Annotated in this window: 2 protein-coding genes; one reads left to right on the forward strand and one right to left on the reverse strand. The window is 73.4% G+C overall.

Annotated elements, in window-relative coordinates; genetic code table 11:
- Window positions 1-762: 762 nt before the first annotated feature.
- Window positions 763-3486, forward strand: coding sequence for an AAA family ATPase (locus tag ACFY6S_RS04565; RefSeq protein WP_388822728.1), 2724 nt, complete (start codon window positions 763-765; stop codon window positions 3484-3486).
- A gap of 90 nt (window positions 3487-3576) precedes the next feature.
- Here the strand turns inward: ACFY6S_RS04565 and ACFY6S_RS04570 are convergent, their stop codons facing one another.
- Window positions 3577-14241 carry an SDR family NAD(P)-dependent oxidoreductase gene (locus ACFY6S_RS04570; RefSeq protein WP_388822730.1) on the reverse strand — a complete coding sequence of 3555 codons (10665 nt, stop codon included), beginning with the start codon at window positions 14239-14241 and terminating at the stop codon, window positions 3577-3579.
- Window positions 14242-14250: the final 9 nt, after the last annotated feature.

Raw genomic sequence — 14250 nt, forward strand, 5'->3', positions numbered from 1 at the left:
GCGCAGCCATCCGATCGAAATCGAAACAAGCCTTCGGAATGATGGGGTCCCTGACGTCGCGAGGGGGTACGTCTGCTTCTCCGTCCGCGTCCCCGCCAGTCGGAGGCTAAGGAGCCGGGGAGGCGGCGGCCAACCCCTACCGCCCCCAGCGGGACCCGTACGGTGTCCGATCGGGCGGCCGGGAGGCCGTCCGGAGCCCGAATGGCACGCTCCGCTCGCCCGTATCCCGGACTCCCCGATGCCTTTCGGTTGCCCATGATCCAACAAAAACTCACCAGCACTTTCGACCGGGTCGGTACCGGTGTGCGCCCCCTCAAGCGCCGGTTGACATCGTTACCGAAGCCAATTAGCATCCGATCCTGCCAGGCTCAAAACGTGATTTAGTTTTCATCGTCAATAAATACGCGCGGGGGCCATGGAAACTTCAATGGCAATGAATTGTTTGTTACTTTTTGATGAATTGCGCCCCCGACGGCCCGGCCGACCACCGGAGACCGCCGGACGGACCACCGGGGGGCGCTCCCCGTTTCCGACCGTTCGACCGCGGCCGAAAAAGGCACCCCGTGCTCCCGCGCGCCGCCGCGACTAGTGCAGATCCTGGAACACCTCCTTCCGCGACGCCCGGTGCCACGACCGGCCGTATGGCACGGCACCTGACGGACGTCACCAGTTCGCCCCCCACGACCAGCGGACGGCCATGCCTGCCGGAACTGGCGTGGGAGGTGGGCAACCTACCGGGAATGCTGACCACTGGGGACCACGATGTACCTGTTCGATCGCGACAAAGAACTGGAAATCTTGAGTGCCGCATTCGCCGACTGCATCGACGGATCAGGGCAACTCGTCATCATCACCGGAGGCCCCGGATCAGGGAAGACCGGACTCATCGATGAATTCTTGAATACTGCGGGCGTAACAGACGTAACATTACTGACGGCCACTGGCTCCGTCACCGGCAGGTCGCAGCCGATGGATGTCGTCCGGCAATTGCTGCACAACGGAGGCGGATCCGCCGCTTCCCTGGATCAGGTGAAATGCGACACACAATCCGCCCATGACGTATCCGGCGCGTTGCTGGAACTGGCGAAGGACCGCCCGATGGTCATCGCCATTGACGACGCGCATCTCATGGACAACGCGTCTTTGCAGACCGTTCTCCGTCTGTTGAGACAGATACGGTCGAAGAAGATCATGGTGGTGTGTGTCAGCTGGGAACAGTCCGGCCCGACCGGGCCGCGGGTCCACGCGGAGCTCATCCGGCTGCCGCACCGCCGGGTCCGGCTGAGGCCGCTCTCCCCGCAGGGCGTGGCGCGCCTGCTCGCCGCGCAGACGGACCAGCCGCTGCCGGCGGACGCCAGCGGTGTCTACCACCGCACGACCGCGGGCAACCCCATGCTGCTGAACGCCCTGTTGGACGACAGCGCCCGGTTCGGCACCACCATCGGGGAGCCCGTCGCCAGCGTCGCCTACCGGCAGGCCGTGCTCGACTGCCTCCACCGGGGCGACCCCCTCCAGCTGCGGGTGGCCAGGGCGATCGCCGCGCTCGGCGAACAGGCGACCGCCAAAACCACCGCGCCCCTCGCGAACGCGTCGCCCGGCTCGGTCCAGGAAGTGGTCGAGGTCCTCGACTCCACGGGGCTGCTCAGCGGCTACCGGTTCCGCCACCCGGCCGCCGCCAGCGCGGTGTTGGGCGATCTGGAGCCGGCCGAGCGCTCACGGCTGCACAGCGCGGTCGCGCGGCTGCTCTATCTGGACGGCGCGCCCGCGCCCGACGTGGCGAAGCATCTGGTGGCGGCCGATCAGGTCACCGAGCCGTGGGGCCCCGCCGTACTGCGGCTGGCCGCCGAACAGGAGCTGGCGGTGGACAACGTCGGACAGTCGACGGACTTCCTCCAACTGGCCCTGCGGGAGTGCGAGGACAAGCAGGAGTGGCAGGCGCTCTCCGCCGAACTGGCCCGCGCGGAATGGCGGGTGAATCCGGCGGCCGCCGCGCCGCACCTCGTGCCGCTGCGCCAGGCCGTCCTGGAGGAGACCCTCAATGTGCAGGACACCGCGACGGTGCTGCGACACATGCTGTGGCAGGGCGACGCCGAACTGGCCGCCGAGACGGTGACCACCCTGAGCGGGGCGCACACCGTGGCCGAGGCCCAGGTCATGGCCGAGGTCGACTTCATCAGACACTGGTTCTACGGTGTGCCGCGCGTCAGCCGGCGCGCCGACCTGACCAGGACCGCCGTTCTGGAGCGCGCCACGCCGGACAGCGCGGACAGTCTGTGGACGAAGGTGGCGCTGCTGGTCAACGGGGTCGCCACCGACGAGTCCGTGGCCAATGTGGCGGAGTCGCTCCAGAGTTACCAGTTCAGTCATCTGAAGCTGGAGCTGGTGGCGATGTCACTGCTGGCCATCGCGCACACCGACAGGACGGCGATCGCCGTCGAGACCTGTGACGCGCTGCTGGAGTGCGCGGTGGAGCGCCGCGCGACCACCTGGCAGGCTCTGCTGAGCAGCATCAGGGCCGAACTGGCCATGCTCCAGGGCGATGTGGTGACCGCCTGCACCCGTGCCACCGAGGCTCTGGATCTGCTGCATCCGCAGGGCTGGGGCGTGCTGGTCGGACTGCCGCTGTCCACGGCGGTCTTCGCGCACACACACCTCGGCAACCACGCGGCCGCCGCCGAGCTGCTCAAGCGCAAGGTGCCGGACACCATGTTCCAGACGATCTTCGGAATCCAGTATCTGCGGGCCAGGGGCCATCACCATCTCGCCACCGACCGGGCGTTCGGCGCGCTCAACGACTTCGAGGCGTGCGGCCAGTTGATGCGCGACCGGAACCCCGATCTCCAGCAGGGCGTTCCCTGGCGCATCGACATCGCCCAGGCCAATCTGCGGATCGGCAAGGTCAGGCTCGCCAAGGAGTGGGCCGAGAAGCAGATCCGGCTGCCCGGCGGACACAGTTCACGCTCGCACGCCATGGCGCTGCGGGTGCTGGCCGGCGCCAGTCAGCCCCGGCACCGCGCCTCGCTGCTGCGCAAGGCGATCGACCTGCTCCAGGCGTGCGGTGACCGGCTGGAACTGTCGCTGGCGTTCGCGGATCTGTCGGCGGCCCACTACGAGCTGGGCGACTACGCGCGGGCCCGTCTGGTGGCGCGCCAGGCCGCCCAGGAGGCGGAGGTCTGCCGGATCGCCTCGCCGGTGGGCAACCGGCTGGACAATCCCCCGCCGACCGGCCCCCCGGCCGGTGACGATGTCGCGCCGATCCTGAGCGACGCCGAGTGCCGGGTGGCGGGGCTGGCCGCGCTCGGGTACACCAACCGGGAGATCAGCAGCCGGATCCATGTGACCGTCAGCACGGTCGAGCAGCATCTGACCCGCGTCTACCGGAAGCTGAACGTCGCCAGCCGGGCGGAGCTGCCGTCGAAGGTACTGGAACACCGGATCCCCACCATGTCGGAACGAATACCCGGGAGCCGGTCGCCGGCCGTGTGAGCCCGGGCGACCCGCTCCTCTCCGCCTTCTCCCCCGCACCGGGTGCGACGGCCCGCCGGCTCCGCCGGCGGGCCGTCGCCCGTTTCCCGGTCAGTTGTACGTGCCCAGCTCGTTGTCGAGGATGCCGAACAGCTCGTCCGCCGAGGCCGATTCGAGCCCCGGTCCGCTCGCGCCCTCCGGCTCCCCGGTCCCGCCGGGTCCGCCGGTCCACTTCGCCGCCATCGCCCGCAGCCGCAGTCCGACCCGCGACCGCTGTTCCTCGGTGACGGCCGCGGCGTCCAGCAGGGCTTCCAGCCGCATCACCTCGGCCTCGGCGTCCGGGGCCGCCGTCTCCTCGGCGACGGCCAGTTCGTCGAAGAGGAGTCCGGCGATGGCTGCCGGGTTCGGGTAGTCGAAGGTCAGCGTGGTCGAGAGCCTGACTCCGGTGTCCGCGCTGATCCGGTTGCGCAGTTCCAGGGCGGACAGCGAGTCCACGCCCAGCTCGCCGAATCCCCGCTCCGGGTCGACCGCTTCGGCCCTGGTGTGGCCCAGGACCTCGGCGACATGGCCGCACACCGTCTCCACCAGCAGTTTCCTGGCGTCGGCGGGGCTGAGCGCGGCGAGCCGGCCCGCCAGCGCCTCCGGCTGCGGCCGCTCGGCCGCCGCCGGTGTCTCCCGTACCGTCCGCCGGGCCGGAGCGGGTGCGAGCCCGCGTACCAGCGCCGGTGCGTCCTCGGTGGGACGTACCCGCATCGGCAGGAGTACGGCGCGGTCCGAGGCGAGTGCCCGGTCGAAGAGCGCCAGCGCCCGGTCGGCGGGCAGCGGTTCCACACCGTCCCTGGCCAGTCGCCGCAGTTCGGCCTCGCCGAGCCCGCCGGCCATACCGGAGGCGGTGTCCCACAGCCCCCAGCCCAGCGAGTGGGCGGGCAGTCCGGCGGCGCGCCGGTGGGCGGCCAGCGCGTCGAGGAAGCCGTTGCCCGCCGCGTAGTTGCCCTGCCCGGCGGCGCCCAGGGTGGCGGCGGCCGAGGAGAACAGCACGAAGGCGGCGAGATCGAGATCCCGGGTCAGCTCGTGCAGATTCCACGCGGCGTCGGTCTTGGGCCGCATGACCGTGTCGAGCCGGTCCCGGTCGAGCGCCGAGACCAGGCCGTCGTCCAGCACCCCGGCCGCGTGGACCACCGCCGTCAGCGGGTGCTCGGTGGGCAGGGAGGCCAGCAGGTCGCCCAGCGCGTCACGGTCGGCGGCGTCGCAGACGACCGAGGTGACCGCGGCGCCGAGGCCGTCGAGCCCGGTCGTGGAGCCGCCGCGGCTGCTCAGGACCAGGTGCTTGACGCCGTACGTGTCGACGAGGTGGCGGGCGAGCAGCCGGCCGAGGCCGCCCGTACCGCCGGTGATCAGTACGGTGCCCTCCGGGTCGAGCCCCGCGAAGGAGCCGCCGCCGGTGGCCGCCCGGAGCCTCGGGACGTACGCCTGTCCGCCGCGCAGCGCGAACTCCGGCTCCCCGGTGGCGAGCGCAGCGGCGAGCGCGGACTCGGAGTCCGGGTCGTCGTCGAGGTCGGCGAGGACCAGCCGGCCGGGGTATTCGACGTTGGCGGAGCGGACGAGACCCCAGATCCCGGACTGGGTCAGCTCGGGCTCGTCGTCGACCCCGTCCACCCCGACCGCGCCCCTGGTGACGACCACCAGCCGGGCGGTGTCGTCGGACAGCCGCTCCTGGAGTGTCGCGAGCACCCGGGCCGCCACCTCGCGGGCCGCGACGGGGGTGCTCGTTGCGCCCGGCGCGGGGGCGAACAGCACCCGGTCGGCGGGTGCTCCGGCCGGGTGCGCCGGGCCGTCGGAGAGCGCCAGCGGCGTCCAGTGCAACTCGAAGAGGTCCCCGCCGGCCGGGGCGGCCGGGGTCAGCTGCTCCGCCGTCACCGGCCGGATCCGCAGCGAGGAGACCCGTGCGACGGGCGCGCCCGCCGGGTCGAAGAGCTGGAGACTCATCCGCTCGGCGCCGTGCGGGGTGAGCCGCAGCCGGAGCGCCGAGGCGCCCGCCGCGTACAGCGACACTCCTTCCCAGGCGAACGGCAGGGTCATCACGGTGGGGTCCTGGCCGTCGAGCAGATCGATCGTGTGCAGGCAGGAGTCGAGCAGCGCCGGGTGCAGACCGAACCCGGCGGCCTGCGCGCCCTCGGGCAGGGCCAGCTCCGCGTAGACCTCCTCGCCGAGCCGCCACGCGGCGCGCAGGCAGCGGAAGAGGGGGCCGTAGCCGTAGCCCTGTTCGGCGAGCCGGTCGTACGAGCCGGTCAGGTCGACGGGGGCGGCGCCGGCCGGCGGCCAGACGCCGAGCGCGTCGGGTTCCGGGGCCGCTTCCGGCGCGACGAAGCCCGTGGCGTGCCGGGTCCAGCCCGCGTCGGCGCCGTCGTCCTCGGCGCGGGCGTGCACGGTGACCTGGCGGCGGCCGGTGCCGTCCGCCGCCGCGGCCACCACCTGGAGGTGGACAGCGCCGTGCGCGGGGAGGATCAGGGGGCGCTCGATGGTCAGTTCCTCGACCAGCGCGCCGCCCACCCGGTCGGCCGCGCCGACCGCCAGCTCCACGAACGCGCTGCCCGGCAGCAGCACCACGTCGGCGACGGCGTGGTCGGCGAGCCAGGGGTGGGTGTCGAGGGAGAGCCGGCCGGTGAGGGCGACGGTGTCGCCCTCCGCGAGCGCGATCTCGGCGCCGAGCAGGGGGTGTTCGGCCGGGAGCTGACCGAGTCCCCTGACATCGAGGGCGCCTGACGGGCCGTCCTCCAGCCAGAGCCGCTCGCGCTGGAACGGGTAGGTCGGCAGGCCGATCCTGCGGGCGCCGCCGCCTCCGTACACCCGGTGCCGGTCGAGGGCGGCGCCGCGTACGTGCAGAGTGGCCAGTGCGGTGCTCAGCGCGACGGGTTCCTCGCGGTCCCGGCGCAGCAGGGGGACGAGCGCCGAGCGCTCGGGGTCGGTGAGGCAGTGGGTGCCCATGGTGGAGAGCACGGCGTCGGGTCCCAGTTCGAGGAAGGTGCGCACACCCTCGGCCTCCAGGGTGCGGATTCCGTCGCCGAAGCGGACGGCTTCGCGCACATGGCGCACCCAGTAAGCGGGCGAGGTCAGCTCCTCGGTGGTCGCGAGGGCGCCGGTCAGGTTCGAGACGATCGCCAGCGCGGGCGGTGCGAACCGCAGCCCCTCGGCGATCCGCGCGAACTCGGCGAGCATCGGTTCCATCCTCGGCGAGTGGAACGCGTGGCTGACCCGGAGCCGTTTCGTACGGCGGTCCCCGAAGGCCGCGCCGACCGCCGCCACGGCCTCCTCGTCGCCCGAGACGACCACGGCGCGCGGGCCGTTGACGGCCGCGATGCTCACGGTGTCGCCGAGGTGCGCGAGCACCTCCTCCTCCGTGGCGTCGACGGCGAGCATCGCGCCGCCCTCGGGCAGCGCCTGCATGAGCCGGCCCCTGGCCACCACCAGCCGGGCGGCGTCCTCCAGGGTGAGCACCCCGGCGGCGTGGGCGGCGGTCAGCTCGCCGATGGAGTGGCCGGCGAGCAGGTCGGGGCGCACGCCCCAGGACTCCAGCAGCCGGAACAGCGCGGTCTCCACGGCGAACAGGGCGCTCTGCGTGTACATCGTGCGGTCGAGCAGTCCGGCCTCGGCGGTGCCGGGCGCGGCGAAGATCACCTCGCGCAGCGCGGGCGCGGGAGGCGTGCCGAGCTGAGCGGCGAACTCGCGGTCGAGGTGACGGCACGCCTCGTCCAGCGCGGTGCGGAAGGCGGGGTGCGCGGTGTGGAGGGCCTGCCCCATTCCGGGGCGCTGGGCGCCCTGACCGGTGAAGAGGAAGGCGAGTTTCCCGCCGGCCTGCTTGCCCAGCACCGTGCCGGGCACGGTGGAGCCGGCCGCTCCGGTGGCCAACGCGCTGAGCGCGGCGTGGAGTTCGTCCCGGTCGCGGGCGGTGATCCCGGCGCGGTGGGCGAGGGCCGCCCGGCCGGTGGCGAGCGAGAGCGCGAGATCGGCGATCGGCTCGTCCACCAGCGGCAGCAGCCGCCCGGCCTGTGCGGCGAGTGCCTCCGGGGTGGCGGCCGACAGCAGGACGGGGAGCAGCGGCGCCGGCCCGGCGGGCCGCGCGTCCGTGGTCCCGGCGGGCTCCGGTTCGACGGCCTCGACGATGGTGTGGGCGTTGGTGCCGCTGATCCCGAAGGAGGAGATCCCGGCCCGGCGCGGACGTCCGGCCGCCGGCCACTCCCGCTCCTCGGTGAGCAGCCTCACCTCACCGGCCGACCAATCCACCTGCTCGGACGGCTCGTCCACATGGAGAGTCCTGGGCAGCACCCCGTGCCGCATCGCCAGCACCATCTTGATCACACCGGCCACCCCGGCTGCGGCCTGCGTGTGCCCGATATTGGACTTGATCGACCCGAGCCAGAGCGGGCTGCCCTCGGGCCGGTCCTGACCGTACGTCGCCAGCAGCGCCTGCGCCTCGATCGGGTCACCGAGCGTGGTCCCCGTGCCGTGCGCCTCCACCGCGTCCACATCGGTCGCCGCCAGACCGGCGCTGGCCAACGCCTGCCGTATCACGCGTTGTTGGGAGGGACCGTTGGGGGCGGTGAGCCCGTTGGAGGCGCCGTCCTGGTTCACGGCGGAGCCGCGTACCACCGCCAGCACCTCGTGCCCGTTGCGCCGCGCGTCCGAGAGGCGTTCCAGCAGCAGCATCCCGGCGCCCTCGGAGAGCGCGGTGCCGTCGGCGGCGTTCGCGAAGGACTTCGCCCGGCCGTCGGCGGCCAGATTGCGCTGCCTGCTGAAGTCCACGAAGGTGTCGACGGTGGACATCACGGAGACGCCGCCGGCCAGCGCGAGGGTGCATTCGCCCTGCCGCAGGGCCTGGGCCGCCAGATGCAGTGCCACCAGCGAGGAGGAGCAGGCGGTGTCCACACTGAGCGTGGGGCCCTCAAGCCCCAGGGTGTAGGCGACCCGGCCGGAGGCGACGCTGCCGAGGCTGCCGTTGCCGAGGTAGTCGCGCACCGCCTCGGGGGCGTTGCTGAGCCTGCTGCCGTAGTCGTGGTACATGACGCCCGTGAAGACGCCGGTGCGGCTGCCGCGCACCGAGTGCGGGTCGATGCCCGCGCGCTCCAGCGCCTCCCAGGACACTTCGAGCAGCAACCGCTGCTGCGGGTCCATCGCCAGGGCCTCGCGTGGCGAGATCCCGAAGAAGTCACCGTCGAAGTCGGCGGCGTCGTACAGGAATCCGCCCTCCCGCGTACTGCACTTGCCCGCCGTGCCCGGCTCGGGGTCGTAGATCCCCGCCACGTCCCAGCCGCGGTCCGCCGGGAACGCGGAGATCCCGTCGCCGCCGTCGGCGAGCAGCCGCCACAACTCCTCGGGGGTGCTGACACCACCGGGATAGCGGCAGCTCATCGCCACGATCGCGATGGGTTCGTCCCTGACGGGGGCGGTGGCTGCGGGCGCGGTGGCGGCCGGTTCGGCGGAGCCGACCAGCTCGGCCAGGAGATGGCCGACGAGCGCGGTCGAGTCCGGGTAGTCGAAGACGAGGGTGGCGGACAGCCGGAGCCCGACGGCGGCGCCGAGCCGGTTGCGCAGCTCCACCGCCGTCAGCGAGTCGAATCCGGCTTCCCGGAAGGCGCGGCGCGGGTCGAGGACCATGTCGGGTCCGTGGCCGAGCACGGCGGCGACATGGGTACGGACGAGTTCCATGAGGAAGGCGGTGCGTTCGGCCGGGGCCAGCGCGATCAGCCGGTCCTGGAGGGTGTCGGCCGCCGCGACCGAGGCGGCGGCCCGCCGGGCCGGTGCCCGGACCAGCCCCCGCAGGAGCGGCGGCGGCGACCCGGCCCGGCGCAGTACGGGCAGGTCGAGGCCGATCGGCAGCAGTACGGTCCCGGTGCCGGCCAGCGCCGTGTCGAACAGGGCCAGCCCGTCGGCGGTGGACAGCGGTCGTACGCCGGAGCGTGCCATCCGCGCCACGTCGGCGTCGCTGAGATGCGCGGTCATCTTGGTGCGCTGCTCCCAGAAGCCCCAGGCCAGCGAGGTGGCGGGCAGTCCGAGGGCGGCGCGGTGGTGGGCCAGTCCGTCGAGGAAGGCGTTGGCCGCCGCGTAACCGGACTGGCCGGCGCCGTCCAGGGTGCCGGCGGCCGAGGAGAACAGGACGAAGGCGGAGAGCCCGAGGTCCCGGGTCAGCTCGTGCAGATGCCAGGCGGCGTCGGCCTTGGGACGCAGCACGGTGTCGAGCCGCTCGGGGGTGAGCGCGGAGATCAGGCCGTCGTCCAGCGCTCCGGCCAGGTGGACCACCCCGGTGAGCGGGTGCCGCTCGGGTACGGAGGCGAGCAGCGCGGCGAGTTGATCGCGCTCGGCGGCGTCGCACGCGGCGACGGTGACCGTGATGTCAGGGTCGGCGGTCAGATCGGAGAGGTCGTCCGAGGCGACGCCGCCTCGGCCGGCCAGCAGCACCCGGCGCACCCCGTGGTGGGTCACCAGATGGCGGGCGACGAGGCCGCCGAGCACGCCGGTTCCGCCGGTGATCAGGACGGTGCCCTCGGGGCCGAAGGAACCGCCGCCGGTCCCGCCCGCCGCCTCGCCTTCGGGGCGCGCGGGATGGGCCCTGGCCATTCTGGGGATGTGGACGCGGCCTTCCCGCAGGGCGAGTTGGGGTTCGCCGGAGGCGGCGGCCGCGACCGCCGCCTCGATGGCGCCGTCCGGCGCGGTGTCGACGTCGACGAGCACGAACTGGTCGGGGTTCTCGCCCTGGGCGGCGCGCACCAGCCCCCAGACGGTCGCGCCCGGCAGGTCGTCGACGCCTTCGGCGCCCACGGCCACGGCGCCCCGGGTGAGCACGATCAGCCGCGCGGCGGTGAACCGGTCGTCGGTCAGCCACTGCCGTACGGTCTCCAGTACCTGGACGGCCGCCTCCCGCGCGCCCGCGACCGGGTCGTGGGCCGCGTCCCGGCCCCGCCCGGAGTCCTGGGTGCCGCCGATCGGGAGCACCACGAAGTCCGGCACGGTCTCCAGGGCGTCGAGGCCGCTCGCGTAGAGGCCGTCGGCGTCCGGGCCGACGGCCCCCAGCAGCCCCGCGTCGAGCACCGCGTAGCCGGGCGCGGTCGCGGGAGCGGCAGCGGCGGGCAGCTGGGGCCAGTCGAGCCGGAAGAGGTCCTCGGAGCGGGGTGCCGAGGAGAGCGCGGCCGGGTCGACGGCGCGGGTGGTGAGCCCCTCGACGGAGGCGACCGGGGCTCCCGTGGCGTCGGCGAGCTGGATGCGCAAGGTGTCCGTGCCGCTGATCCGTACCCGCAGCGCGGTCGCGCCGGCGGCGAACACCGACACACCGTTCCAGGCGAAGGGCAGCCGGGCTTCGGTGTCCGGCGGACCGGCCAGACCTGCGGCGTGCAGCGCGGCGTCGAAGAGAGCCGGGTGCAGGGCGAAGTCGGAGGGTTCCACGGGGAGTTCGACCTCGGCGAAGGTCTCGTCGCCACGCGTCCACGCGGTGCGCAGTCCACGGAACGCGGGGCCGTAGTGGTAGCCCTGCCCGGCCAGCCGGTCGTACACACCGTCGAGCGGCAGGGGCCGGGCGTCCGGGGGCGGCCATGCCGCGAGGTCGAATCCGGCGTCGGTGGCGTCGGGGGCCAGCAGACCGGAGGCGTTGCGCGTCCAGTCGCCCGCGCCGCCCTCCGGCCGGGAGTGCACGGCCAGCGGCCGGCGGCCGGTGCCGTCGTCGTCGCCGAGCCGCACCTGGATCTGGACGGCGCCGCGTTCGGGCAGGATCAGCGGCGCCTCCAGCGTCAGCTCCTCCACCTGTCCGCAGCCGGCCTCGTCGCCCGCCCGTACGGCCAGCTCCACGAAGGCCGTGCCGGGCAGCAGGACCGTACCGCCCACCGCGTGGTCCGCGAGCCAGGGCGCGGCGGCGGTCGAGAGCCGGCCGGTGAAGAGCATGCCGCCCTCGGCGACGGTGACCGCGGCGCCCAGCAGCGGGTGTCCGGCGGTGGTCAGTCCGGCCGCCGTCACATCGCCGACGCCGGGTGAGCGGCCGAGCCAGAAGCGTTCCCGCTGGAAGGCGTAGGTCGGCAGATCGAAGCGGCGAACCGGCGTGCCGGAGAAGGCCGTTCGCCAGTCGACGGGGACGCCCCGGGTGAACGCCTCGCCCAGCGAGGCCAGGAAGCGGGCCGCTCCCCCCTCGTCGCGGCGCAGCGAGCCGATGCCGGTCACCTCGGCGCCGACGGCGTCGGCGGTCTCCTCGATGCTGTGGACGAGGACGGGGTGCGGGCTGCACTCGACGAACACACCGTAGCCACCGTCGAGCAGCACCCGGGTGGTGTCGGCGAAGAGCACACTCTGCCGCAGGTTCGTGTACCAGTACTCGGCGTCGAGCCCGGCGGTGTCGAACAGCGCTCCGGTCACGGTGGAGTAGAACGGCACCTCGGCCGACCGGGGCGCGACCCCGGCCAGTTCGGTCAGCAGCCGGTCGCGGATCGACTCGACCTGCGCCGAGTGCGAGGCGTAGTCCACCGGCAGCCGCTTGGCCCGCACGCCCTCGGCCTTGAGCGTCTCGCACAGCTCGTCGACGGCCCCGGCGTCGCCGGACAGGACCACGGAGGTCGCCCCGTTGACGGCGGCGACCGAGACGCGGCCGTCGTACGGCGTCAGCCGTTCCCGGATCCGCTCCACCGGCAGGGCGACCGACATCATCCCGCCGCGTGCGGAGAGTTCCCCGGCGATGGCCCGGCTGCGCAGGGCGACGACCTTGGCGCCGTCGCTCAGCGACAGCGCCCCGGCGACGCACGCCGCCGCGATCTCGCCCTGGGAGTGGCCGATCACGGCGGCGGGCTCCACCCCGTACGAGCGCCACATCCGCGCCAGCGAGACCATGATCGCCCAGAGCGCCGGCTGGACCACGTCCACCCGGTCCAGCGGCCGTCCGTCGCGCAGGGTCGTCAGCAGGTCCCAGTCCACCAACGGTGCGAGGGCCTCGGCGCATTCGGTCATGGCGGCGGCGAACACCGGTTCCGCGTCGAGCAGTTCGGCGGCCATGCCGATCCACTGCGAGCCCTGTCCGGGGAAGACGAAGGCGATCCTGGACTCGGCACCCCGGTCGCCCCGTACGACGTGGGACACGGCCTGTCCCTCGGCGAGCGCGGTGAGCCCCGCGGTCAGTTCCTCGCGGTCCGCTCCGATCACCACCGCGCGGTGGTCGAGCGCCGCGCGGGTGGTGGCCAGCGCGTGGGCGAGATCGGGCAGAGGGGCGCCGGGCAGGTGGCCGAGCAGCCGCCGCGCCTGGGCGGCGAGTCCCGCCTCGCCCTTCCCGGACAGGACCAGGGGCAGCGGGCCGGTCCACGCGTCGGTGCCGCGCGCGGGCGCGGTGTCCGGCAGGGGCTCGGCGGGCTCGTGCGGGAGCGCGGCCTCGGGGACGCCCTCCAGGATCACGTGCGCGTTGGTGCCGCTGATCCCGAACGACGACACCGCCGCGCGCCGCGCGTCGCCCTCGGGCCACTCCCGCGCCTCGCTCAGCAGCTCGACGGCGCCCTCCTCCCAGTCCACCTGAGAGGTGGGCCGGTCGGCGTGGAGTGTCTTCGGCAGCCTGCCGTGCCGCATCGCCATGACCATCTTGATCACACCGGCGACGCCCGCCGCCGCCTGGGTGTGACCGATGTTCGACTTGATCGACCCCAGCCACAGCGGCCGGTCCTCCGCGTGGTCCCGGCCGTAGGTCGCCAGCAGCGCCTGCGCCTCGATGGGGTCGCCGAGCGGGGTGCCGGTGCCGTGCGCCTCCACCGCGTGCACCTGGTCCCCGGTGAGCCGGGCGTTGGCCAGCGCCTGCCGGATGACGCGCTGCTGGGAGGGGCCGTTCGGGGCGGTCAGTCCGTTCGACGCGCCGTCCTGGTTGGTGGCGCTGCCCCGGACCAGGGCGAGGACGGGATGGCCGTTGCGGGTGGCGTCGGAGAGGCGCTCCAGCAGCACCAGCCCCACGCCCTCGCCCCAGCCGGTGCCGTCGGCGCCCTCGGCGAACGACTTGCAGCGGCCGTCCAGAGACAGCCCGCGCTGCCGGGAGAAGTCCACGAAGGTGTCGGGGGTGGACATCACGGTGACCCCGCCGGCGAGCGCGAGCGAGCACTCGCCCTGCCGCAGCGCCTGGGCGGCGAGATGCAGCGCGACGAGGGAGGACGAGCAGGCGGTGTCCACGGTGACGGCGGGGCCTTCGAGCCCCAGCGTGTAGGAGACGCGGCCGGAGGCCACACTGCCCAGGTTGCCGTTGCCGAGGTATCCCTCGACGCCCTCGGGCACCTCGGTCAGCCAGCTGCCGTAGTCGTGGTACATCACCCCGGCGAAGATTCCGGTGCGGCTGCCGCGCAGGGTGTGCGGGTCGATGCCGGCCCGCTCGAACGCCTCCCACGCGGTCTCCAGCAGCAGCCGCTGCTGCGGGTCCATGGCGATGGCCTCGCGGGGCGAGACACCGAAGAAGCCGGCGTCGAACTCCGGTGCGTCGTAGAGGAATCCGCCCTCGCGCACATGGGTCCTGCCCGGCGCGTCCGGGTCCGGGTCGTACAGCCCCTCGACGTCCCAGTCACGGTTGGCCGGGAAGTCCCCGACGGCGTCGACACCCTCGTCCACCAGCCGCCAGAGCCCCTCGGGCGAGTCGACGCCACCGGGGTAGCGGCAGCTCATCGCCACGATGGCGACGGGCTCCTCGGCGGCGGCCGTGACCTCCGCGTTCCGCCGGCGCAGCCGTTCGTTCTCCAGCAACGACTCGCGCAGCGCCTCGACGATCTGCTCGACAGATGTATCCACGTCCGTGTC

The sequence above is a fragment of the Streptomyces sp. NPDC012835 genome, from assembly GCF_042900885.1.
Lineage (GTDB): Bacteria > Actinomycetota > Actinomycetes > Streptomycetales > Streptomycetaceae > Streptomyces.